Below are 22,756 nucleotides of genomic sequence, written 5' to 3'. Positions count from 1 at the left end.
GTCCGATGGTCCAGGGGCGACAGGTCAGGTCGCGGATGCCGGAGCCGGAGCGGGGTCCGGCGTCCTGTCGCCCAGGAAGGCGACGACCGCCCCCAGCATCAGCGCCGCACCGACGAGATAGGCCACCCCGAAGAAGGGCGGCGCCTGTTCGGCCCCCCAGGCGAATGCCGTCGTCATCGCGAGGGGACCCAGCACGGCGGCCAGCGAGCGCGCGGCCGCCGCGACTCCCAGGGCCTCGCCTTGGGCATCCGCGGGCGCGAGGCGCGAGAGCCGCCCCTGGATCGCCGGCAGCGTCGCCTCGGGCAGGGCCGAGAAGGGGCAGAGGAGGATCGCGATGAGCCCGCCCAGCGGGGTGGGCGGGAGAAGGGCGAAGGCCAGCAGGAACGCCGCGTCGGCGACGAGGCCCCAGAGGATCGTGCCCCGCTCGCCGAACCAGCGCAGATAGAACGGCATGAGCCAACCCTGCACGACGGCTCCGCCGAGCCCGTAGGCCGCCAGCGAGACGCCGATCAGCAGCGGCGACCAGCCGAAGGCCGCCTTGCCCCAGTAGGCCCAGACCGCGACATAGGCGACGATGCCCAGGTCGTGGAGCAGGATCACGAGAAGGAGCCGGGCGGCCCCGCCGAGCCGCGCCACGGCCCGCGCCGCCCCGAACGGGTTGGCCCGCGCGAGCGAGAGCGGGCGGCGACGGCCGGGCGGCACCGTCTCGGGCAGGGTCAGCGCGCCAAAGGCCATGTTGAGCGCGGCGAGGGCCGCGGCGGCCCAGAACGGCGCGCGAGGGCCGATCTCGCCCAGCACGCCGCTGACCACCGGGCCGAGGACGAAACCCAGGAGGAAGGCGGCCGAGAGGAGGCCGAAGGCACGCGCCCGTCCCTCGGGCGGGGTCACGTCGGCCAAGGCCGCGTTGCAGGTCGCGATCGTCGCCGCCGAAGCCCCCGCGAGGAGCCGGAGCCCGAGCAGGGTCCAGATGGAGCCCGCGAGCGCGCTGCCCGCGTAGTCCGCTGCCATCACCGCGAGCGAGCCCAGAAGCACGGGCCGCCGTCCGACGCGGTCCGACAGGGCGCCCAGGGCCGGGGCGCCGAGGAACTGCATCAGGGCATAGGCCGTGGTCAGCAGGCCGCCCCAAAGGGCCACGTCGCCGATGTCGCCGCCTTCGACCCCGGCGATGAGGTCCGGCATCACGGGCGCCACGAGGCCGATCCCGACGGCGTCGAGGAACAAGGTGGCGAGCAGGAAGGGGAGGGGCGAGCGCATCCCCCGGAGCTAGCCTGTGCCCCTGTCCGGGGCCAGCCCGGGGGCGGCATCGCCGGGTCGGGAATCGGCTGTCCCGTGCGCCCCGCCCCCACGGAGGGCCAGTCGCTCCGGCGGATGCCTGGCGGGCGTCCTCGCCAGAACAATGGATGCCGCGAGCGCCTGCCATTGGTGTGCGGCCTCCGTAGGACCGATCCGAGGCGGATCCAGGGTCCCCACGGCTCGCTGCGCCGCGATGACGGTGCGATGTGGCCCAAGTTCGGCCCGTTCGCGGGTCGAGGCTGTTCCTGCGGGGACAACAATACCAACCCCGCGGTGTTGACAGAGCAGCCAGGAAGGATCTTCCCATGCGTACTGACATCTCGGATGCCGCTGGCATCAACGGCGCCTGCCTCGTGGACAGCGAGTCCGGCCTGATGCTCGCCTCGGAAGGCGGAGGCTGGCGGCTCGACCTCGAGGCCGCGTCGGCCCTCAACACCCAGGTGGTCAAGGCCAAGCTCCAGGCGATCGAGACGCTCGGGCTCGACGACGCGATCCAGGACGTCCTCATCACCCTGGGAAAGCAACTGCACCTGATCCGGCCGCTCGAGGCGAACCCGGCCATGTTCCTCTATGTGGCCCTCGACAAGAAGGCCGCGAACCTGGGCATGGCGCGCCTGTAGGTGAAGCGGATCGAGGGCAACCTGGCGATATGACCCCGGCCCCGCGCAACTGGGCGTACATCGCGCGACCAAGGGGCCGCTGGCACGGCGGCCCCTGCCGTTCAGTCCACCGGAGCAGGCGACGCGCCTCGAGCCTCACGGCATAGGTCGAGCCAGGCGTGGAGCGCCGCAAGGGATTGGGGCTCGTCCAGGAAGGGGACGTGGCCACGGCCCGGAACTTCGGCGACGATCATGTCGGGGCGGCGGCGGCGCATCTCGGCCAGGGTCTCGGGCGAGAGGATGTCGGAGGTCTCGCCCCGGATCACCGCAACGGGAAGCCTGTCGAGCGCCTCGAAGAAGGGCCAGAGGGCCGGGAACTCACCGCCTTCGGGTGGCAGGAAGGCCTCGCGCAGGCGGGGGTCGTAGCGGAGCTGGAGACCCTCGGGCGTCTCCTCGTAGTGGTTGCGCACCTCGTGGAGCCAGCGCTCGTGCGGGACGTCCCGGAAGTGGGACCAGAGGGCGGCGCGGGCCCTCGCGGCTTCGTCCCAGGTCCTCTGGGCGGGGCGGCGGCCCAGGTAGCCGGCGATGACTACGAGGCCCCTGGCCTCGATGACCGGGCCCACGTCGTTGAGGGCGACGCCGAGCAGCCGGTCCTTGGCCGTCGCGGCGAGCACCATCCCCACGAGCCCCCCGCGCGAGGTCCCGAGAAGCGCGGCTCGCCCGATTCCCAGGTGGTCGAGCAGGGCCGTGGCGTCCTTGGCCTCCTGCCAGACGTTGTAGGTCTCGGGCCCGGTGAAGTCGGAGCGGCCGCGCCCCCGGGCGTCGAGGCGGATCAGCCGCACGCCCGGGAGGAGCGGAGCGACATGGTCGAAGTCGCCGCCGTTACGGGTGAGGCCTGCGAGCGCCAGGACCGGAAGGCCCTCGCCCTCGTCGGTGAAGTGGAGTTGCGCGCCGTCGCCGGTGGTGAAATGGGGCATCAGGCGGCCTCCGCGAGGTCGGCGACCTCGACCAGGGAATGGAGGCGCTGCACGGCGGTCCAGCTCCGCGCCGTGGTGGGCACGCCGATGCCGCGGTCGAAGCGGGTGGCGATGCGCGACCGGGCGAAGCCCTTGGGCGCGTGGAGATAGGCCATGCGACCCAGCACCACGAGGGCGTCGCTGCCGTCGCCGAGACGGTTCAGGGCGGCGACGCGGGCTGGGTCCGGATCGGCGCCCAGGAAGGCGGCGTGGAGCGTCGTGGGGTTCTCGACAGCCTCCGGGAATGGGTTCCGGGTCACGAGCTCGGCCCAGTCGGCGCCGGGGATGACGTGGATGTCCTTTCGGAAGCCCATCTCGCGGGCGCAGGATTCGATGGCGAGCCAGGCGACCTCCTCGCGCGGGAGGGGGCTCGTGACGACGGCGTTGCCGCTCTGCCCGAAGACGGCGACGCGGCCGAAACCCTCGGCGCCCAGGACGGCGCGGAGGAGGCGGGGGTTGATCTGCGTGCGACCGCCGACGCCCCGAAGGAGAAGGACCCAGGACCCCATGCTCAGGCATCCACCGCGGAGTTGATCTCGTCGCCGAGCGACCGCTCGTAGGCGGAGACGTCCATCCACATCACCTCCAGGACGTTGCCGTCGGGGTCGGAGATGGAGCGGCCATACATGAAGCCATGGTCCTGGACCCTGGCGTTGTCGATGCCCCCGGCGCCGAGGCCCGCCGACATGAAGGCGTCCACCGCCTCGCGCGAGTCGCGGGACAACGCCACGAGGGTCGAGCAGTCGCGGGAGGGATCGCCCACGGGTCGGGGCGAGAAGGTCGCGAACTTGTCCCGCGTCAGGAGCATGAGGAAGATGGATTCGGAAACCACCACGCAGGCGGCGGCATCGTCCGAGAAGCGTTCGTCGAAGGCGAGGCCCAGAGCGGCGTAGAAGGCGCGGGCGCGTGACAGGTCGGCGACGGGTAGGTTGACGAAGACGTGCTGCATCTGGGCTCCTCTGGGCGGCCCCGCGACCCTGTCGGGTAGTGCGGGGGCGGCAATCGGCGGAGGCGATCCGGGCCCCCGCCGCTGGGGGCCCCTCCGGGATGTCGGGGCGGATGATCGGCCCCTGCGCGGCCATGGGCGTCCTCGCCCGTTCCGCCTCCTCGTTCTAGCGCAGATTGGTTAAGGAATCGTTTCGCAAACCTCCATGACGCGAAATTCTGCCGAGCGGGCCGGCCGGATGGGCCTCTAGGCCCGCAGGCCGGCCGCCACGTCGAGGAGCTCCAGCAGTCGCCGCACCGTGTTCCAGTTCCTTGCGGTGTTGGGGACGCCGATCCCCTTGTCGAAGCGCGTGGCGAGGAGCGAGGCGCCGAAGCCGCTCGGCGTGTGAAGATAGGCCACGCGACCGACGACGGCGATGCGATCCCAGCCCTGGTCCAGGGCCTGGAGCCTCGCGACCCGCTCGGGCGCAGGATCGCCGGCGAGGACCGCGGCGTGGAGGGTGGTCGGCGCGGCCGTGGCCTCGGGGAAGGGGTTGCGGGCGACGAGGTCGACCCAGTCCTCCCGCGTGCGGACGTGGATGTCCTTGCGGAAGCCGAACCGAGCCTCGCAGATCGCGGCGACCCGGGCCGAAACCTCCTCGATGGGCCGATCGCTCGTCAGGATGGCGTTGCCGCTGTTGATATAGGTCGCGACCCGGGCGAAGCCCGCCTCGGAGAGGGCGGCGCGCAGCGGGCCGGTGGGCAGTTGCGTCGCCCCACCCACGCCCCGGAACAGGAGGACGTAGGCGGTCATGCCCCTCTCAGAGGTTCTCGGCCTGCGGCATCCCGAGGACGTGGAAGCCGCCGTCCACGCGGACGCATTCGCCGGTCGTGCAGCGTCCCGCGTCCGAGCAGAGCCAGACGGCGGTCCCGCCGATGGCGTCGAGCGTCGCGTTGGCGCGGAGCGGCGCGTTGGCCTCGGTGTGGCGGAAGGTGGCGCGGGCGCCACCGATGGCCGCCCCGGCCAGCGTCTTCATCGGGCCGGGGGAGATCGCGTTGACGCGGATGCCCTCGGGCCCGAGATCGTTGGCGAGGTAGCGCACGGCCGATTCCAGCGCCGCCTTGGCCACGCCCATGACGTTGTAGTGCGGCGTCACCCGGGTGGAGCCCTGGTAGGTCAGGGTGATGATGCTGCCCCCCTCGGCCATCAGCGGGCGCGCGCGACGCGCCACGTCGATGAGCGAGTAGCAGGACACCACCATCGAGGTCTTGAAGTTCTCCCGCGTCGTGTTGATGAACCGGCCCGAAAGCTCGTTCTTGTCCGAGTAGGCGATGGCGTGGATCAGGATGTCGAGCCGCCCCCAGCGGTCGGCGACCTGCCCGAAGGCGCGGTCCAGCGAGGCGTCGTCGGTCACGTCCGCGTCCACCAGGAAATCCGAGCCCAGCGAGGAGGCCAGGGGCGCCACCCGCTTGCCGAAGGCGTCGCCCTGGTAGGTGAAGGCGAGCTCCGCCCCGGCGCCGTGCAGCGCCTTGGCGATGCCCCAGGCGATCGAGTGGTCGTTCGCGACGCCCATCACCAGCGCGCGCTTGCCCTGAAGGTTCATGAAGGAAATCCGATCAATCCGAATGTCTGCTGAGCAGCATCGAGCCGTTCGTGCCGCCGAATCCGAAGGAGTTGGTCATCACCGTGTCGAGGCCCGCGCTTTCCACGAGCCGCGTGGCGATCTCGCCCTCGCGGATGGCGGGGTCGAGGTTCTCCACGTTGATCGAGGGGGCGATGAAATCGTGCTGCAGCATCAGGAGGCAGTAGACCGCCTCGTGCGCGCCGGTCGCGCCCTGGCTGTGGCCGGTCATCGACTTGGTGGAGGAGATGGGCGGGACGGAGCCCTCGCCGAAGACGCGGCGGCAGGCCTCCACCTCGGTCACGTCGCCCACCGGAGTCGAGGTGCCGTGGGCGTTGATGTAGCTGACCCTGCGCCTTGGGGGCAGGGTGGCGAGGGCGAGCTTCATCGCCCGCTCGCCGCCCTCGCCCGAGGGGGCGACCATGTCGGCGCCGTCGGAGGTCGCGGCGAAGCCCGTGACCTCGGCGTAGATCCTCGCACCGCGGGCCAGGGCTCTCTCGCGCTCCTCCAGCACCACGATGGCGCCGCCGCCGGCGATCACGAAGCCGTCGCGGTCGCGGTCGAAGGGACGGGAGGCCTTGGTCGGCTGGTCGTTGAAGTGCGAGGACATGGCGCCCATGGCATCGAAGAGCGCGGAGAGCGTCCAGTCCAGCTCCTCCCCGCCGCCGGCGAACATGATGTCCTGCTTGTTCATCATGATCTGCTCGGCCGCCGAGCCGATGCAGTGGAGAGAGGTCGAGCAGGCCGAGGTGATGGAGTAGTTGATGCCCTTGACCTTGAAGGCGGTCGCGAGGTTGGCGCTGACCGTCGAGGACATCCCGCGCGGCACCATGAGCGGCCCGATCTTCTTGGGGCTGCCGGTGTCCACCACCGTTTGCGCCGCCTTGAAGAGGTTGGACGTGGAGGGCCCCCCCGAGCCGGCGATGAGGCCCGTGCGCTCGTGGCTGACCTCCGCCTCCGAGAGGCCGGCGTCGGCGATGGCCTGCTCCATGGCGATGTAGGCATAGGCGGCGCCGGGCCCCATGAAGCGGAGCTTGCGCTTCTCGACGTGCTCGGCGGGGTCGAGCTTGATGGTTCCCGCGACCTGTGAGCGGAAGCCCCGCTCGGCCATCTCCTCGGACCGCTCGATGCCGGAGCGGCCGGCCTTGAGCGAGTCCAGCACCTCGGTCACGTTGTTGCCGATGGGCGAGACGATCCCGATGCCGGTGACGACGACGCGTCTCATGGTCATCCTCCCTGCGCGACGGCGAGGCCCACGCGCATGTCCTTGACCTCGGCCACGACCTCGCCGTCCGCCTCCACGCGCCCGTCGGCCACGCCCATCTTGAGGCGGCGGTCGATGACCTTGGTGAAGTCCACGACGTAGCGGACGAGCTTGCGGTCGGGGCGGATCATCCCCGTCAGCTTCACCTCGCCCACGCCGAGGGCGAAGCCCTGGCCCTGCCAGCCGCGCCAGCCCAGGTTGAAGCCGGTGAGCTGCCAGAGCCCGTCGAGCATCAGGCAGCCCGGCATCACCGGGTTGCCCGGGAAGTGGCAGGGGAAGAACCAGAGGTCGGGGGTGATGTTGAGCTCGCCCACGATGTGGCCCTTGCCCGAGGCGCCGCCATCGGCGGAGACCTCGGTGATGCGATCCATCATCAGCATCGGAGGAGCAGGGAGCTGGGCGTTTCCAGGCCCGAAGAGCTCGCCCCGAGCGCAGGCGAGAAGGGCCTCCCTGTCGAACTGCCGCGGGAAGTCGGCCATGCCTGGTGGTCCATCCGGTTGTTGCGCCCCGGGCTTTGCCTTATCACCCGGCGAGCGGGCGGCACAAGGGCGGGCTCCCGGTTGAATCGGCCCCTGCGAACGACATATGCTTGAGGGGCTTGGCATAAAGGGTGTGCGGCGTTCATGCACGACGGCACGACGATCGAAGGGACGACCGAGGGGCGGGGCCTCGCCTGGCTTGCGCGAGGGGGCCTGCGGCCGACACGGCAGCGGGCGGCTCTGGCGCATCTCCTCGTGGGCGACGGCCGTGACCGGCACGTGACCGCCGAGAGCCTTCACCACGCCGCCGTCCGCGCCGGGGAGCCCGTGTCGCTCGCCACCGTCTACAACACGTTGCGCGCCTTCTGCGATGCGGGCCTGATGCGCGAGATCACGGTGGACGGCTCCAAGAGCTACTTCGACACCTGCATCGACGACCATCCCCACTTCTACTGGGAAGAGGATTGCCGCCTCACCGACGCTCCGGCGGCCGAGCTGGAGATCAGCCGGCTCCCCGAGGCCCCGGAGGGCGCCGAGATCGCGTCCGTGGACGTGGTGATCCGGCTGCGGCGGGTCTGACGCCGTCGGCCGGGAGGTCGCGCGCCCGCGTCTGAGCGGACGTCCGGCGTGGCGGGCCCTTGCGCGCCGAGGCCGCGTCCTTGCAACCCCGGCCCCCTGCGTCTATCCCCGCGCATCCCCAACGGGAGGCCCGCCCCATGCCCAAGCTCTTCGTCAAGACCTACGGCTGCCAGATGAACGTCCACGACGGCGAGCGCATGGCGGAGCTCCTGGCCGGGCAGGGCTACGAGGCGACGGACAAGGCGGAGGAGGCCGACATGGTGCTCCTCAACACCTGCCACATCCGGGAGAAGGCGGCCGAGAAGGTCTATTCCGACATCGGGCGGCTGAAGCCCCTTCGCGCCGCGAGGCCGGACCTCAAGATCGCCGTCGCGGGCTGCGTGGCGCAGGCGGAGGGTGAGGAGATCCTCGCCCGGGCGCCGATGGTGGACCTCGTGGTGGGGCCGCAGAGCTACCACACGCTGCCGAAGCTGATGGAGCGCGTCGCCCGTGGCGAGAAGGTGGTGGAGACCGAGTTCCCGCCCGAGGACAAGTTCGCCCATCTTCCCGCCCGCCGGACCAAGGCGCCCACGGCCTTCCTCACCGTGCAGGAAGGCTGCGACAAGTTCTGCGCCTTCTGCGTCGTCCTACACGCGCGGCGCCGAGGTCAGCCGGCCTGCCGGGCGGATCGTGGCCGAGGCGCGGGCGCTGGTGGAGCAGGGGGTGAGGGAGATCACGCTGCTCGGCCAGAACGTCAACGCCTGGCACGGGGCCGAAGGGGGCCTCGCGGCGCTGGTGGGGGAGCTGGCGGGGATCGAGGGGCTGGAGCGCATCCGCTACACGACCTCGCACCCGAGCGACATGGACGAGGTCCTGATCGCGGCACATTGCCAGGAGCCGAAGCTCATGCCCTTCCTGCACCTGCCGGTGCAGTCTGGGTCGGATCGGGTGCTCAAGGCGATGAACCGCAAGCACAAGGCCGAGGACTACCTGCGTCTCGTCGGGCGGCTGCGCGCGGCGCGACCGGACCTCGCCCTGTCGTCGGACTTCATCGTGGGGTTCCCGGGCGAGACGGACGACGATTTCGCGGCGACGCTGGCTCTCGTGGAGGAGGTCCGCTTCGCCGCCGCTTATTCCTTCGCCTACTCCTCCCGGCCCGGGACCCCTGCGGCCGAGCGGCCCGGCGTGGACCCGGAGGTCGCCCACGAGCGGCTCCTGCGCCTCCAGGCGGTGATCGCCCGGCAGCAGCGGGAGGCGCAGGAGGCGATGGTGGGCCGCGTGGTCCCGGTGCTCTTCGAGAAGCCGGGGCGGATGCCGGGGCAGATGAGCGGCAAGTCCGAGCACCTGATGGCGGTCAGCGTCACGGGACCCGATTCGCTTCGTGGGCGGATCGTTCCCGTGCGCGTCACGGCGGCGCTGACGAACTCCCTGGCGGGCGAGCTGGCCTGACGGCCGGAGCGGGCCCGGCTGACGAAGCCGCGATCCGGGCTTCCATAAGCGGGGTGCGGTCCCCATCTGCAAGTCCGACCGGCGCGCGACCTTGTTGGCCGTCGTGTAGGCCCGATGGCTGAAAATGGCGCAAATACCGGATTCCGGCCGGGACCTTGCCGCCACGTTGCGCGTTCCTGCCCCAGCGGCGCCCGGGACGGCTTGCGCCAGGGGCCCCGCCGCGCCACCATGGCGCCACGAGGCGCCTGCAAAGGAGTGACCACCCTGCCCGTGACCGCGCTGAACGCGTCCGCCGCCGCCCCCGCCCAGGGCGAGACCACCCTGGAGTTTCCCGACAACTACCTCCTGATCGACCTCTGCGGGGAGCATGACCGCAACCTCGCCGCGCTCGAGGACCGTCTGTCGGTCCAGATCCTGCGCCGCGGCAACCGGCTCGCCGTGATGGGCGAGGCCGATTCGCGCGCCCGCGCCGCCGAGGTGCTCCGCTCGCTCTACCAGCGGCTCGAATCGGGCAAGGGGCTGGAGAGCGGTGACATCGACCGGGAGTTGCGCATGGGCCCCGCCCTGCGCGAGGCCGGCCCTCAGGACGGCGACCAGAAGGAGCTGTTCGGCGAGGGCCCGAACGGCCGGATCGAGGTCCGCACCCGCCGCAAGGTCGTGGAGCCCCGGACCGAGGCGCAGAAGGCCTATGTCCGCGCTCTCTTCGAGCACGAGCTCGCGTTCGGGATCGGCCCGGCGGGGACGGGGAAGACCTATCTCGCCGTCGCCGTGGGCGTGTCGATGTTCCTCGGCGGCCACGTGGACAAGATCATCCTCTCGCGTCCCGCCGTCGAGGCGGGCGAGCGGCTGGGCTTCCTTCCGGGCGACGCGAAGGAGAAGGTCGATCCCTACATGCAGCCGCTCTACGACGCGCTGAACGACTTCCTCCCTGCCAAGCAGGTGCAGAAGATGATCGAGGAGAAGGTCATCGAGATCGCGCCGCTGGCCTTCATGCGGGGACGGACGCTCTCCCATGCCTTCATCGTCCTGGACGAGGCGCAGAACGCCACCTCCATGCAGATGAAGATGTTCCTGACGCGCCTCGGCGAGGGGTCGCGCATGGTCATCACCGGAGACCGCACGCAGATCGACCTGCCGCGCGGCGTGACCTCGGGCCTGATCGAGGCGGAGCGGCTGCTGGGCGGAGTGCCGAAGATCAGCTTCACCCGCTTCACCTCGCGCGACGTGGTGCGCCACCCGCTGGTGGCCGCGATCATCGAGGCTTACGACGCCGATGCGCGCGACCGCGCGACCATGGAGAACCCGGCCTGACGCCATGCCCCTGGTGGAGACCCTGACAGAGGACACGCGCTGGGACGCGCTCGATCTCGAGGCCCTGGCGGAGCGGGGCGCGCGCGCGGCCCTCGAACGGCTGGGCCTCGACCACGAGGCCTACGAGATCAGCCTGCTCGCCTGCAACGACAAGCGGATCGCCGAGCTCAACGAGGACTTCCGGGGCAAGCCGCAGCCCACGAACGTCCTGTCCTGGCCCTCGGACGAGCGGGCCGCCGCGCGGGCGGGCGAGATGCCGCACCTGCCCAGGCCCACTCCACCGATGCCGGTGGAGCTGGGCGACGTGGCCATCGCCTACGACACCTGCGCACGGGAGGCGGAGGAGGCGGGGCGGCCGCTGCGGGACCATGCGCTGCACCTTCTGGTGCACGGGACCCTCCACCTCCTGGGCTTCGACCACGAGCGGGACGCGGACGCCGAGCTGATGGAGGGGCTCGAGACCGAGATCCTGGCGGCGCTCGGGGTTGCGGACCCCTATGCCCATCTGGCAGAAGCCCCCGCCATGACGAGGACCACCGATGGCTGATGCGAGCAACCCCTCCCCCCGCCGGGACGAGGGCGGCGACGACCCCGCCGAGGGCCAGAGTCGCGGCTTCTTCTCCCGCATCATCGAGGCGCTGAGCCCCCCCGAGGAGCACGAGTCTCTCCCGCGTCCGGCGCAGCAGCACGGCCTGGGGAACCTCCGGCGGATGCGTGTCGAGGAGGCGGCGATCCCCAAGTCCGAGATCGTGGCCGTCCCGGTGACGATCACCCTCCCGGACCTCGTGGAGGAGTTCCGCGAATCGGGCCGCACCCGCATTCCGGTCTATGAGGGGACGCTCGACCAGCCGCTCGGCATGGTGAACCTCAAGGACGTGGCGCTGAAGCACGGCTTCGGGCAGGGCGGGACCTTCGACCTGCGGGCGATGCTGCGGCCGCTGCTCTACGTGCCGCCGTCCATGCCGCTCGCCGCGCTGCTCCAGCGGATGCAGTCCGAGCGCATCCACATGGCGCTTGTCATCGATGAATACGGCGGCACGGATGGGCTCTGCACGATCGAGGACCTGCTCGAGACCGTGGTGGGCGAGATCGACGACGAGCACGACACGGCGCTTCCGCAGATGGTCACTCGCGAGGGCGAGGGGGTCTGGATCGTCGACGGCGCCACCCCCATCGAGGAGTTCGAGGAGGAGATCGACCTCGACCTCACGGCCCACGAGGAGATCGACGCCGAGGAAGTGGACACCATGGGCGGCCTCGTGTTCCTGCTGGCCGGTCACGTGCCCAAGCCCGGCGAGGTGGTGGCGCATCCGGACGGGCCGCTCTTCGAGGTGCTGGACGCCGACGCCCGCCGCGTGCGGCGGCTGCGCGTGCGGATGCCGGCCGGGGCGCGGTAGGGGCCTCGGACGTCTGGAACGGGTAGCAGGTCCGGCATGACGACGATCCTGGGAGACGCCCTGTTCCACGGGCCGCGCCGGCTGGCCGCGGCGGCCTGGCCGCTGCGTCTGGGCGCCTTCGCGGTCCTGGGGGCGCTGATGGGCCTCGGGCAGGTGCCCTTCGCCTGGCCGGTGGTGGCTTTCATCGTCCTGATCGTGGTCATGGGCCTCGCCCGCCACGGGGCAGGCTTCCGCGAGGGCTGGGCCCTGGGGCTCGGCTACTTCGCGCTGACGCTGCGCTGGATCGTGGAGCCGTTCCTCGTGGAGCCCGAGCGGACCGGCTGGATGGCACCCTTCGCGCTGTTCTTCATGGCGGCGGGGTTCGCGCTGTTTTGGGGCGCGGCCTTCGGGCTGGCGCGACGGCTTCGGCTGGGCCTCGCCGGACTGGTGGCGCTCTGGGCCGGGGTGGAGGTCGTCCGCTCCCTCGCCTTCACCGGCTTTCCTTGGGCGCTGGTCGGCCATGTCTGGTCCGAGACGCCGCTCGCGCAGCTCGTGGCCGTTGTCGGCGTCCATGGCCTCACGCTCCTGACCCTCGGCGCGGCGGCGGTCGTGGCGAGCCCCGGCGCGGGCCTCCTCCTGCGCGGCGCGGTGCCGGTGGCGCTGGCGGCGGGATGGGTGCTCCTGGATCCCGGTCCCGTGCCGGCGCCGGACCCTGGCGCTCCCGTCGTCCGCATCGTCCAGCCGAACGTGCCGCAGGCCGAGAAATGGGATCCCGAGCTCCAGCCCGAGCACTTCGAGCGCCTCCTGACCCTGTCGCGCGCGCCCTCCCGGGCCGACCTCGTCGTCTGGCCCGAGACGGCGCTGACCGAGCTCCTCGACTGGGCCGGTCCGACCTTCGCGGCGGGGAGCCGCATGGCCGGCGGCGTCCCCATCGCCAGCGGCGTGGTGCGCGAGGACGAGGAGGGGCGCTACTACAACAGCCTGGCCGTCACGGACGGGCAGGGCCGGGTTCTCGATACCTACGACAAGGTGCACCTCGTCCCGTTCGGCGAATACATCCCCTTCCACGACCTCCTGTCGCGCTGGGGACTGAAGGGGCTCGCGGACTTCCAGGGGGAAGGCTTCACGAGCGGCGCCGGCGGGAAGCTCGTGGACATTCCCGGCATCGGGACGGCCCGGCCGCTCATCTGCTATGAAGGCATCTTCGCCGAGGAGATCGGCGCGGAGAGGCCTCGGTTCCTCCTCCTCGTGACCAATGACGCCTGGTTCGGCGCGAACGCCGGGCCGCAGCAGCATTTCACGCTGGGACGGCTGCGGGCCATCGAGCAGGGGCTGCCGCTGGTCAGGGCCGCGAACACCGGCATCTCGGCCATGATCGACGGCAAGGGGCGCATCCTGGGCTCCCTGCCGCTGAACCAGGCGGGGGCCATCGAGGCGCCGCTGCCACCGGCGCTGGCGCCCACGCCCTATAGCCGCTGGGGCGACGGACCCGTTCTGGTGTTGCTGGGGCTGCTGCTCGCCATCGCCTTCCTGCGACGGGGACTTGACCCCGCGACCCCCCGCCCTTAGGCAAGTCGCATCCCCGTCACAACGGCTTCCTGGCGTGACGGGCAGAAATCCAATGGAGCACTCCCCATGTCCCGCCTCGACTATGTGTTCACCTCGGAGTCCGTGTCCGAGGGGCACCCCGACAAGCTGTGCGACCGCATCTCGGATTCGGTCCTCGACGCCTTCCTCGCCGAGGACCCCCTCGCGCGGGTGGCCTGCGAGACCTTCGCCACCACGAACCGCGTGGTCATCGGCGGCGAGGTGGGGCTGACCGACCAGTCCAAGATGGCGCCGTTCCTCGCCTCGGTGGAGGACATCGCCCGCGACGCGATCCGCGACATCGGCTACGAGCAGGAGAAGTTCCACTGGAACACCTGCCGGATCGAGAACCTCCTCCACCAGCAGTCCGCGCACATCGCCCAGGGCGTCGTCGGCCAGAACGAGGGGGCGGGCGACCAGGGCATCATGTTCGGCTACGCCACGCGCGAGACGCCCGAGCTGATGCCCGCGCCGATCCAGTATTCCCACGCGATCCTCCGCCGCCTCGCCGAGGCGCGGAAATCCGGCCGGGAGCCGCTGCTGCGGCCCGACGCGAAGACCCAGATCTCCCTGCGCTACGCGGGCGGGAGGCCGGTGGAGGTGACCTCCATCGTGCTCTCCACCCAGCACGAGAGCGAGGCGCAGAGCAGCGCCGACATCCGCGCCATCGTGGAGCCCTACATCCGCGAGACCCTGCCCGAGGGCTGGATCACCAAGGATACCCTGTGGTGGGTGAACCCGACGGGGGCCTTCGTGATCGGGGGGCCCGACGGGGACGCGGGCCTCACGGGGCGCAAGATCATCGTGGACACCTATGGCGGCGCGGCGCCGCACGGCGGAGGCGCGTTCAGCGGCAAGGACCCGACCAAGGTGGACCGCTCGGCCGCCTATGCGGCGCGCTACCTCGCCAAGAACGTCGTTGCCGCCGGCCTGGCGGACCGCTGCACGATCCAGCTCTCCTATGCCATCGGCGTGGCGCGGCCGCTGTCGATCTACGCCGACCTGCACGGGACCGGCGCGGTGGATGCGGCGGCCATCGAGCGGGCGATCCCGGAGGTCATGGACCTGACGCCGCGCGGCATCCGCGAGCACCTGTCGCTCAATCGGCCGATCTATGCCCGGACCTCGGCCTACGGACACTTCGGCCGGACGCCGGATCAGGACGGCGGCTTCTCCTGGGAGAGGACGGACCTCGCCGACGCGCTGCACCGGACGGTGGCGCAGGCGGCCTGAGCCCGGCTTGACGGCGGAAGGGGCCGGGCCTATCCGCCCGGTCCCATGACCGGCACCCCCGACCGTCCCTGGCGCAACTTCTACGGCCGCACGCGCGGCAAGACCCTGCGGCCGCTCCAGAGGGAGCGGCTGGAAGGGTTGCTCCCGACCCTGACCCTGCAGGGCGTCACGCGGGAGGAGAACCCGGGGCGCGAGGTGCTGGCGGGGCTGCCCGCGCCGCTGTGGCTGGAGGTCGGCTTCGGCGGCGGGGAGCATCTCGTCCACATGGCGGGGCTGCATCCGGAGGTGACGATCCTGGGCGCGGAGCCCTTCGTGAACGGGATCGCGCAGTTCCTGGGGAAGCTGGAGGCGGCGGGGGTGGAGAACATCCGGCTGCATCCTGGCGATGCGCGGGACCTCTTGGAGGTGCTGCCGGAGGCGAGCGTCGAGAAGGCGTTCCTCAATTATCCCGACCCCTGGCCCAAGGCGCGGCACCATCGGCGGCGCTTCGTGACGCCGGAGTCGCTGGGGCTGCTCGCCCGTGTCATGGCGAAAGGGGCGGAGTTCCGGGTCGCGACGGACATCGAGGATTACGTGCGGCAGACCCTGGAGGAGGTGCCGCCGGCCGGGTTCGCGCTGGAGCGCGGACCCACGGACGAGGCCTGGCCGGACTGGCTCTCCACCCGCTACGAGCAGAAGGCCCTGCGGGAGGGGCGGCGTCCGCATTACATGACCTTCCGTCGCCGGTGACAGCGGGCTAGAAGGCCCCGCGTCACGCAAGGAGCTTCCATGTCCGGCCACGGCACCCCCATCCCCATGACCGCCCGGTCGGGCCATCCGCTGAGCGGCACGGCCAACGTCCCCGGCGACAAGTCGATCTCGCACCGCTCGCTGATCCTCGGCGCACTGAGCGTGGGCGAGACTCGGGTGACGGGGCTGCTCGAGGGCGAAGACGTGCTCGACACCGCCGAGGCGATGCGGGCCTTCGGGGCGCAGGTCGAGCGGGACGGGGCGGCCTGGGTGATCCATGGCGTCGGCGTCGGCGGGTTCCGCGAGCCGGAGGACGTGATCGACTGCGGCAACTCCGGGACCGGCGTGCGGCTCATCATGGGGTGCATGGCCACGAGTCCCATCACCGCGACCTTCACCGGGGACGCGAGCCTGCGCAGCCGCCCGATGGGGCGGGTGACCGATCCGCTGGGCCTTTTCGGGACGCAGGCCTTTGGGCGCAAGGGCGGGCGGCTGCCCATGACCATCGTCGGGGCCAAGGACCCGGTGCCGGTGCGCTACGAGCTGCCCGTGCCCTCCGCTCAGGTGAAGTCGGCGATCCTGCTCGCCGGGCTCAACGCGCCGGGGCAGACCGTCGTGGTGGAGCGGGAGGCCACGCGGGACCATACGGAGCGGATGCTCAGGGGCTTCGGCGCCCATGTGCAGGTCGAGGACGCGCCCGAGGGGCGCGTCATCATCCTGGACGGGGAGCCGGAGCTGAGGGCCCAGACCATCGTCGTGCCACGCGATCCTAGCAGCGCCGCCTTCCCGGTCTGCGCGGGGATCATCGTCCCCGGGTCGGAGGTGCTGGTGCCGAACATCGGGCTCAACCCGACGCGGGCGGGGCTCTTCGCGACCCTGCGGGAGATGGGGGCGGACCTCGTGTTCGAGAACATGAGGGAGGAGGGCGGGGAGCCGGTCGCGGACCTGCGGGCTCGGTTCAACGGCGCCCTCAAGGGCGTCGAGGTGCCGCCGGAGCGGGCGGCCAGCATGATCGACGAGTACCCGATCCTGTCCGTGGTCGCGGCCTTCGCGGAGGGGCCGACCGTGATGCGCGGGGTCAAGGAGCTGCGCGTCAAGGAGAGCGACCGGATCGACGCCATGGCCAAGGCTCTCCGCGCCGCGGGCGTGGAGGTCGAGGAGGGGCCGGACTGGTGGATCGTCCATGGACGTGGCGCGGACGGCGTGGAGGGGGGCGTCGTGGCCGAGACGCGGCTCGACCACCGGATCGCGATGTCCTGCCTGATCCTCGGGATGGCGGCGCGGAAGGGGATGGGCGTGGACGACGGCTCGCCCATCGCGACCTCCTTTCCGGTGTTCGAGACGCTGATGGGCGGCCTCGGGGCCAGCCTGTCCCGGGAGTGAGGACGCGATGAGCGAGGAGCCGAAGCCGGAGGGGCGCTCGATGGAGGAGCTGCTCGACAACACGCCCGAGGCGGTGGCGATGCGGCGGACGCGGGCGCTCCGGGCCGAGGCGAGGGCCAAGGTCGAGGCGGCGCGGGCGCGCGAGGAGGCGAAGCCGCCGAAGCCCGGGTCGCTGAAGCGCCGGGCGATCGTCGGGGGCGTGCTCGCGATCGCGGCGGCGGCGCGGCTGATGGCCAAGTTCGGGCGGTCCTCGCGGACGCCCTGAGGGGCGGTCAGGGCAGGGGACGCTCGCCCAGCCGCTGCGCGACCATCACGAGGTAGCCGTCGGGGTCCTGCACCAGGAACTCGCGCTGGCCGCCGAGGCGGTCGCCCCAGTCGCGCCACTTCTCGCGCAGCTCCACATAGGGCGTGACCCCCGAGGCCAGCACGGCCCGGTGCACCTGCTCCACGTCCGAGACGTAGACCTGAACGATGGCGCCGCGCCCGTAGGGGGGCTCCATCGGTCCCGTCTCCCAGTCGCCGTCGCGCTGGTAGATCATCACCTGCGCGCCCTCGGGACGGCTCAGGCAGGCGAAGTCCTGGCCCGGGCGCTCGAAGGCCACCGAGAAGCCCAGGGGGCCCGTCCAGAAGGCGAGGCTGCGGGGGAAGTCGCTGACCATCAGCTCGGTCATCAGCATGGCCCAGGGTTCGGGCGGTCGTCCGGTTCCCATCGGGGCGGGGCTCCTCTAGATGTGCCGGAGGATCGGCTTGGACGGCCGGCGGCGCAAGGGGAGCGGGATGATCTTCACGGTGGCCATCGACGGGCCGGCGGCCTCGGGCAAGGGGACCATCGCCAAGGCGCTGGCGCGTGAGCTCGGCTTCGCGCATCTCGACACCGGGCTCCTGTATCGCGCGGTCGCGGCCAAGAGCCTGGAGGGTCAGGACCCGGTGGAGGCGGCGCAGGGTCTCGATCCAGGGGGCCTCGACGGGGCGCGGCTGCGGACGGCCGCAGTGGCGCAGGAGGCGTCCCGGGTGGCGGCCATCCCGGCGGTTCGGGTGGCGCTCCTCGACGTGCAGAAAGCGTTCGCCCGGCGCGAAGGGGGCGCGGTGATGGACGGGCGCGACATCGGCACGGTGATCTGCCCGGAGGCGGAGGCGAAGCTGTTCGTCACCGCGAGCGCCGAGGCGCGGGCGGGGCGACGGTATCGCGAGCTGGTGGCGGCGGGGCAGGAGGTGACGCTGGAGGGGACGCTGGCGGAGGTGCGGGCGCGGGACGCGCGGGACGCCGGGCGCGACGTGGCGCCGTTGAGGCCCGCCGGGGACGCGGTGGTGATCGACACCTCGGGGCTGGGGATCGAGGAGGCCGTGAGCGCGGCGCTGGCGGTGGTGCGGGAGCGGCTGGGGCGCTGAGATTGCTAGGGGGCTCTGCCCCCGGTCCCCTGCGGGGACCTCCCCCGGGATATTTGTGGCTAAGGAAAGGGCAGGTCGCGCCGTGGGCTCGGTTCGCTTCGGGGCCGGCGACCAGTTCCAGTTCATCTCCAGGTATTGCGTCGTGAACCAGTCGGTGAGCTGGCGCGCGTGGGCAGCCACGGCCTCCAGGCGCGAGGGAGAGGCGATGGTGACCGCGAGGAGGGATTCGGCGCGGGTGCGGGCCCAGTCGAGCTCGGGCAGGTCGTGGGCGAGCTTGTGGGCGTGGGCGCGGAGGGCGCTCAGGTAGGCGAGGCGGGCGGCGCGGTGGTCGATCTGGGGCATGGCGGTCTCTCCCTTCGGGGGGCTTGGGGGAGAGAGTCGCAGGGCGGGGTTAACGAATGGTAAGCGGGGCGTTCGGTGGGGGGTGGGGGGACGCAACACCCAGGGCCTAAGCCGTTCCGGCCGCAGGGGAATCCGCTGAGCAGGGGTGTTGCGTCGGGGGGTGGACGCGCTAGGCTGGACGGCGCCGGGGTGGTCACGTCGGAAAGCCGGGTTCCGGGACGCCAATCGCGAGGGTGCTGCGAATGGGGGACCTCCCGCCCCCCGTCGCCCCGGCGTCGGCGGGCATCGACCTGCTGCTTGCGGGAAGCAGGGACGCTTCGGACGTCAAGGGGAGGGGTCCGCCGGCTTTCGGGGAGGCCATCCGAGCCGGGCCGCAGCGGTCGGGCCGAGCCGGCGCGGACCGAGCGCGGCTTCGGGTCTTTCATTCCCGGCCGGCCGACCCCATGTCGGTGGCGCCAAGGTGAGAGGGACTCAAGTGAAGAAGGCCGTCTTGTTGCTCATCATCGTCGGCTTCGTGGCGAGCGAACTCGTGATGATGTTCGAATAGGTCTCCGGACCGACGCAGCCCTCCGTGGGTCCTGGTCCTGCCGTTCCCCTGGAGGTGCGTTGGGCGCGACCCTGGCCTTCAAGATGGTGCGTGCGAGCGCTCACCCTAGGGCTGGCCGGGCTCGCGAGGGGCGGGTATGGGGCTGGGGTCCCGGTCCTTGGAGCCGTCCGATGTTCCGAACCCTTCCCCTTGCGCTCCTGCTTGCCCTCGCCGCCACGCCGGCGCTCGCGCATCTCGATCCGGCGGAGCATGGGTCGTTCATGGCGGGGCTGTCGCATCCGCTGCTGGGGCTCGATCATGTGCTGGCGATGGTGGGCGTCGGGCTCTGGGGCGCGGTGCTGGGGGGGCGGGCGCGGTGGGCGCTGCCGAGCTGCTTCGTGGCGTCCATGATCGGGGGGTTCGGGCTGGCGCTCATGGGCGTCGCGCTGCCGCTCGTGGAGCCGATGGTGCTGGGCTCGGTGCTGGCGCTGGGGCTGGCGGTGGGGCTGATGGTGCGGGTGCCGCTGGGCATAGCGGGGGTGCTGGCGGGGCTCTTCGGGATGATGCACGGGCACGCGCATGGGGGCGAGCTGGGGTCCGCCGGGGCGCTGGCCTTCGGGCTGGGCTTCGTGGCCTCGACGGCGGTGCTGCACGCGGTGGGGCTGTTCGTCGCCTGGGGCTATTCGATGGGGATGCGGCGCCACGGCGCCCTCGTGCGAGGGATGGGCTGGGCCACGGCGCTGGGCGGCGTCTGGATCGCCATGGGGCGGTAGGCGGGCGCGGGGGCGTCCTGCCCCCGTGGCGGCGTCGCGTGGCCTTGGCCGGGGATGATGGGGTGGAGGCCCGACCCGCGGGGCCGGGGCCGAACCGTTCCATGGCCCCGGGCGTTCCCCCCGGGTCGCGCGGAGCGGGGGGACCGGGATGCTGGGGTGGCTGGGAGGGCTCCATCGGGACGCCTGGCGGGATGCGGCGCGGCTGGGCGTGCAGGCGGGCGTGGCGGGGGCGGTGGCCTACGTGGTGGCGCGCTGGCTGGGGTTCGTGGACCCGTTCCTCGTCATCATGATGGCCGTCACCGGGATCGAGAGGTCGGTGGGCGGGACGCTCGGGCAGCTCGCGATCCGGCTGCAGTCGGCGCTGGCGGGGAGCCTGCTGGGGCTCCTGTGCCTCGCGGTCGTGCCGGGGGGCTGGGGGACGGCGGCGGCGCTGGGGCTGTCGCTCCTCGTCATCATGGGCGCCTCGGCGCTGCGGCCCAGTTGGGCGCTGGGCGTCGTGCCGGTGGTGGGGATGGCGCTGGGCGGCGACCAGGGGCCGCTGGTGGAGACGGCGACGACCACCAGCGTCGGGATCGTGGCGGGGGGCGCGATCGGGGTCGTGGTGGCGATGCTGGTCTGGCCGGACCGGGCGGAGGCGCGCTTCGAGCGGCAGTTCCGGCGGGCTCTGCGGGCGACGGCGACGCGGCTCTCGGACGCGCTGGAGGCGACGGTGGAGGAGGGGCGCGAGGCGCGGGTGGCCGAGCACGTGAGCGCCTGGGGCGAGGCGGTGTGGCTCGCGCAGGAGGCGATGGCCTCGGCGAAGTTCGTGGACCGGGAGGGGATGCGGCGGCGGATCGAGGCGCTGCGGGAGCTGCACGATTCGGTCATCATCCTGGACCGGGCAGCGGGGGCCGAGGCGGCTCCGGCGGCGGGCGAGGGGATGCGGGGCGAGGTGGAGGCGCTGCGGCGGGAGACCTGCGAGGCGCTGACCAGGATGGCGGAGGGACGGCGGGCCGAGGCGGGGATCGGCGAGATCGACTCGCTGCTCTCGCGGCTGAAGGCGGCGGTGGACGCGGGCGAGGCCGTGGCGCCGGAGCACGACGCGCAGACGGCGGTGGCCTTCGGGCTGCGGGAGGTGCGGCGGACGCTGGAGGCGCTGATCGAGGTGGAGGGGTGAGGCGCGCCCGGAGCACCGTGCGGGGCACGGTGATCAGCGCCGAACGCCCGGCTGGCAAGCCGGGCCGGCAGGGCGCGCCCGGAGCACCGTGCGGGGCACGGAATGCCCCGGCTGGCAGGCGGAGCTGGCAGGGCGACGAGGCCGCGCGGTGGGGCGGGGCTCGGCCTGCCATCCCCCATGGGATATGCCCAGGCCGTGGGCGCAGGCCGCGCGGGAGGCCGCCCGAGGGTGGGCCCGGGAGGGCGCGTCAGTCGGTGCGGTCGGCGATGTCGAGAAGGATCGTCGCCAGGGCCTCGGGCTGGTCGAGGGGGATGTCGTGGCCGCCGGGGACCTCGCGCAGGTCCCAGCCCTTCCGGTCGCGGAGGAGCTCGCCCAGGCGGCGGAAGCCCGCGATCTCGGAGGAGGCGGCGTAGACGAAGGTGCCGGGGGTGGGGGGCAGCGGCGCGGAGAGGGGGACGGGGTCGTAGAGCGCCTTGAGCGACATGGGGGTGAGGTCGTGGCCGTAGGTCCCGGCGCGGACGGGCGGGGGCTGGAGCATCCCGGAATCGGCGGCCTCGGGGTAGGTGGTGACGACGAAGGCGAGGGACTGGGTGTCGGCGGGGAGGCCGGTGTCGCGCAGCGGGACCGGGGCCTCGACGAAGACGACATGGGCGACCCTGTCGCGCTCCCGGTCCCAGGCGCCGCTGGCGGGGCGGCCGCCGTAGGAATGGGCGACGAGGATGACGGGGGGCTCTGCGGCCTCGATGGCGGCGACGACGTCGGCGACGTGGTCCTGGACGGAGACCTCGGGGCCGTTCTCGGCGAGGCGCGTGCCTTCGCCCTTCAGCTCGACGGCGGTGACGTGGTGGCCCTGCGCCTCGAGGAGGGGGACCACGGCGTCCCAGGACCAGGCGCCGCCGAAGGCGCCGGGGACGAGGATGAAGCTGTCGGCGAGGGCCGGGGCGGGGAGGAGGGCGAGGAGGGCGAGGAGACGGGTCATGGCCGGGTTCTTGCGGGGGCGGGGCTGGGATGGAAGATGGCAGGAGCGGCGGAGGAGGCAAGCATGGCGGGACGGGTGGTGGACCTCGGGGTCTGGAACCGGGCGGACCAGTTCCGCTTCTTCCGGGGGTTCCAGAGGCCGCATTACGCGATCACCTCGCGGGTGGACGTGACGCGGCTGAAGGCGGGGCGGCGCGCGGGGCTGTCGCCGTTCCGGGCCTGCGTCTGGGCGATCGGATGCGGGGTCCATGCGGTGCCGGAGCTGCGGATGAGGTTCCGGGGGGAGGTCGTGACGGAATACGACCGGGTCGAGCTGTCGATGGCGGTGCCGCTGCCGGACGGCAACTTCAACTACGCCTACGTGCCCTGGGAGCCCTCGTTCGAGGGGTTCGACCGGGTCTGCCGCGAGAGGATCGAGGCGGTGCGGGCGGGGCTGCCCTTGGCGGCGAACGACGGGTCGCGGGACGACCTCGCCTATCTGAGCTGCCTGCCCTGGCTGGACTACACGGCGCTCGACAACGCCCTGCCCCATGCCGAGGACTGCATCCCGCGCGTGTCGTGGGGGAGGTTCGTCGAGGCGGAGGGGCGGTGGTCCTGCGCCATGACGATCCAGGTGCACCACGCGCTGGTGGACGGGCGGCAGGTGGGGGACTTCTTCGAAGCCGTGCGGGATGCGCTGAAGATGGCGTAAGCGGGCCGGGGCGGCGCCTTCCCTTTGAGGCGATCCGCTCGCCGTGGTAGCATCCGGGGTGCGTGGGGCCTCGTCCCC

The 22,756-nt window shown here is 72.1% G+C and carries 24 protein-coding genes, 1 pseudogene and 1 riboswitch; of the genes and pseudogenes, 15 read left to right on the top strand and 10 right to left on the bottom strand.

Annotated elements, in window-relative coordinates; genetic code table 11:
• Positions 1–24 precede the first annotated feature (24 nt).
• A complete protein-coding gene (locus RUMESO_RS23120) occupies positions 25–1,254 on the bottom strand; it encodes a tetracycline resistance MFS efflux pump (RefSeq protein WP_037284351.1) in 1,230 nt (409 codons plus the stop codon).
• Positions 1,255–1,598: 344 nt separating this feature from the next.
• On the opposite strand from RUMESO_RS23120, the gene RUMESO_RS23115 reads away from it, so the two are divergent.
• Entirely contained in the window at positions 1,599–1,913 is a 315-nt protein-coding gene (locus RUMESO_RS23115) for a hypothetical protein (protein ID WP_037284506.1), read from the top strand.
• A 101-nt stretch (positions 1,914–2,014) separates the two neighbouring features.
• On the opposite strand, the gene RUMESO_RS23110 is transcribed toward RUMESO_RS23115, so the two are convergent.
• The 7 genes from RUMESO_RS23110 to fabA all read right to left on the bottom strand — a co-directional run bounded on the left by RUMESO_RS23110 (position 2,015) and on the right by fabA (position 7,197).
• Positions 2,015–2,869 carry an alpha/beta fold hydrolase gene (locus tag RUMESO_RS23110; RefSeq protein WP_037284348.1) on the bottom strand — a complete coding sequence of 285 codons (855 nt, stop codon included), beginning with the start codon at positions 2,867–2,869 and terminating at the stop codon, positions 2,015–2,017.
• Positions 2,869–3,417, bottom strand: coding sequence for a DUF1697 domain-containing protein (locus RUMESO_RS23105; protein WP_037284345.1), 549 nt, complete (start codon positions 3,415–3,417; stop codon positions 2,869–2,871). The genes RUMESO_RS23110 and RUMESO_RS23105 overlap by 1 nt, the downstream gene beginning before the upstream one ends.
• A 2-nt stretch (positions 3,418–3,419) precedes the next feature.
• Complete coding sequence (locus RUMESO_RS23100; protein WP_037284341.1) at positions 3,420–3,857, bottom strand: VOC family protein; 438 nt, start codon at positions 3,855–3,857, stop codon at positions 3,420–3,422.
• Positions 3,858–4,100: 243 nt separating this feature from the next.
• The gene (locus tag RUMESO_RS23095) at positions 4,101–4,646 is read right to left on the bottom strand and encodes a DUF1697 domain-containing protein (RefSeq protein ID WP_037284339.1); all 546 of its coding nucleotides are present in this window, start codon (positions 4,644–4,646) and stop codon (positions 4,101–4,103) included.
• A gap of 7 nt (positions 4,647–4,653) precedes the next feature.
• Entirely contained in the window at positions 4,654–5,436 is a 783-nt protein-coding gene (locus RUMESO_RS23090) for an enoyl-ACP reductase FabI (RefSeq protein ID WP_037284336.1), read from the bottom strand.
• A 13-nt stretch (positions 5,437–5,449) separates the two neighbouring features.
• On the bottom strand, positions 5,450–6,679 hold the full coding sequence (gene fabB, locus RUMESO_RS23085) for a beta-ketoacyl-ACP synthase I (protein WP_037284333.1): 1,230 nt from the start codon (positions 6,677–6,679) through the stop codon (positions 5,450–5,452).
• Positions 6,680–6,681: 2 nt separating this feature from the next.
• The gene (fabA, locus tag RUMESO_RS23080) at positions 6,682–7,197 is read right to left on the bottom strand and encodes a bifunctional 3-hydroxydecanoyl-ACP dehydratase/trans-2-decenoyl-ACP isomerase (RefSeq protein ID WP_037284330.1); all 516 of its coding nucleotides are present in this window, start codon (positions 7,195–7,197) and stop codon (positions 6,682–6,684) included.
• 144 nt (positions 7,198–7,341) lie between these two features.
• Between fabA and irr the strand changes: the two genes are divergently transcribed.
• From irr to RUMESO_RS23030, 10 genes and pseudogenes are all read left to right on the top strand, one after another.
• Positions 7,342–7,776 carry a Fur family transcriptional regulator Irr gene (gene irr, locus RUMESO_RS23075; RefSeq protein ID WP_051521633.1) on the top strand — a complete coding sequence of 145 codons (435 nt, stop codon included), beginning with the start codon at positions 7,342–7,344 and terminating at the stop codon, positions 7,774–7,776.
• A gap of 137 nt (positions 7,777–7,913) precedes the next feature.
• A pseudogene (miaB, locus tag RUMESO_RS23070) lies at positions 7,914–9,204 on the top strand (tRNA (N6-isopentenyl adenosine(37)-C2)-methylthiotransferase MiaB).
• Positions 9,205–9,432: 228 nt separating this feature from the next.
• Positions 9,433–10,515: a PhoH family protein gene (locus RUMESO_RS23065; protein WP_082484622.1), complete on the top strand. Its 1,083-nt coding sequence runs from the start codon at positions 9,433–9,435 to the stop codon at positions 10,513–10,515.
• Between the two features lie 4 nt (positions 10,516–10,519).
• Positions 10,520–11,062, top strand: coding sequence for an rRNA maturation RNase YbeY (gene ybeY, locus RUMESO_RS23060; RefSeq protein ID WP_037284327.1), 543 nt, complete (start codon positions 10,520–10,522; stop codon positions 11,060–11,062).
• Positions 11,055–11,912 carry a hemolysin family protein gene (locus tag RUMESO_RS23055; protein ID WP_037284325.1) on the top strand — a complete coding sequence of 286 codons (858 nt, stop codon included), beginning with the start codon at positions 11,055–11,057 and terminating at the stop codon, positions 11,910–11,912. Before ybeY ends, RUMESO_RS23055 begins: the two co-directional genes overlap by 8 nt.
• Positions 11,913–11,948: 36 nt before the next feature.
• Entirely contained in the window at positions 11,949–13,460 is a 1,512-nt protein-coding gene (gene lnt / locus RUMESO_RS23050) for an apolipoprotein N-acyltransferase (RefSeq protein ID WP_082484620.1), read from the top strand.
• A gap of 10 nt (positions 13,461–13,470) precedes the next feature.
• Positions 13,471–13,520: riboswitch (SAM-SAH riboswitch) on the top strand.
• A gap of 6 nt (positions 13,521–13,526) precedes the next feature.
• Entirely contained in the window at positions 13,527–14,711 is a 1,185-nt protein-coding gene (metK, locus tag RUMESO_RS23045) for a methionine adenosyltransferase (RefSeq protein ID WP_037284321.1), read from the top strand.
• A gap of 45 nt (positions 14,712–14,756) precedes the next feature.
• Positions 14,757–15,440 carry a tRNA (guanine(46)-N(7))-methyltransferase TrmB gene (trmB, locus tag RUMESO_RS23040; RefSeq protein ID WP_037284318.1) on the top strand — a complete coding sequence of 228 codons (684 nt, stop codon included), beginning with the start codon at positions 14,757–14,759 and terminating at the stop codon, positions 15,438–15,440.
• A 39-nt stretch (positions 15,441–15,479) separates the two neighbouring features.
• A complete protein-coding gene (gene aroA / locus RUMESO_RS23035; protein ID WP_037284315.1) occupies positions 15,480–16,823 on the top strand; it encodes a 3-phosphoshikimate 1-carboxyvinyltransferase in 1,344 nt (447 codons plus the stop codon).
• Positions 16,824–16,830: 7 nt separating this feature from the next.
• On the top strand, positions 16,831–17,088 hold the full coding sequence (locus RUMESO_RS23030) for a hypothetical protein (protein ID WP_037284313.1): 258 nt from the start codon (positions 16,831–16,833) through the stop codon (positions 17,086–17,088).
• Between the two features lie 7 nt (positions 17,089–17,095).
• Here RUMESO_RS23030 and RUMESO_RS23025 read toward each other — a convergent pair whose 3' ends face one another.
• Positions 17,096–17,533: a bleomycin resistance protein gene (locus RUMESO_RS23025; protein WP_211262984.1), complete on the bottom strand. Its 438-nt coding sequence runs from the start codon at positions 17,531–17,533 to the stop codon at positions 17,096–17,098.
• Positions 17,534–17,600: 67 nt separating this feature from the next.
• Between RUMESO_RS23025 and RUMESO_RS23020 the strand changes: the two genes are divergently transcribed.
• The 3 genes from RUMESO_RS23020 to RUMESO_RS23005 all read left to right on the top strand — a co-directional run bounded on the left by RUMESO_RS23020 (position 17,601) and on the right by RUMESO_RS23005 (position 21,009).
• Entirely contained in the window at positions 17,601–18,212 is a 612-nt protein-coding gene (locus RUMESO_RS23020) for a (d)CMP kinase (RefSeq protein ID WP_037284310.1), read from the top strand.
• Between the two features lie 1,059 nt (positions 18,213–19,271).
• Positions 19,272–19,853, top strand: a complete 582-nt coding sequence (locus RUMESO_RS23010; RefSeq protein ID WP_037284303.1) for a HupE/UreJ family protein — start codon at positions 19,272–19,274, stop codon at positions 19,851–19,853.
• A gap of 148 nt (positions 19,854–20,001) precedes the next feature.
• Entirely contained in the window at positions 20,002–21,009 is a 1,008-nt protein-coding gene (locus RUMESO_RS23005; RefSeq protein ID WP_037284301.1) for an FUSC family protein, read from the top strand.
• Between the two features lie 247 nt (positions 21,010–21,256).
• Here the strand turns inward: RUMESO_RS23005 and RUMESO_RS23000 are convergent, their stop codons facing one another.
• A complete protein-coding gene (locus RUMESO_RS23000; protein WP_051521632.1) occupies positions 21,257–21,988 on the bottom strand; it encodes an alpha/beta fold hydrolase in 732 nt (243 codons plus the stop codon).
• Between the two features lie 63 nt (positions 21,989–22,051).
• On the opposite strand from RUMESO_RS23000, the gene RUMESO_RS22995 reads away from it, so the two are divergent.
• A complete protein-coding gene (locus RUMESO_RS22995) occupies positions 22,052–22,678 on the top strand; it encodes a CatA-like O-acetyltransferase (RefSeq protein WP_037284298.1) in 627 nt (208 codons plus the stop codon).
• Positions 22,679–22,756: the final 78 nt, after the last annotated feature.

Origin of the sequence: Rubellimicrobium mesophilum DSM 19309, from assembly GCF_000600335.2 — a bacterium.
GTDB classification, from domain to species: domain Bacteria; phylum Pseudomonadota; class Alphaproteobacteria; order Rhodobacterales; family Rhodobacteraceae; genus Rubellimicrobium; species Rubellimicrobium mesophilum.
Note: the sequence above shows the minus strand (reverse complement) of the source record. Positions and strands in the feature narration are given on the sequence as shown.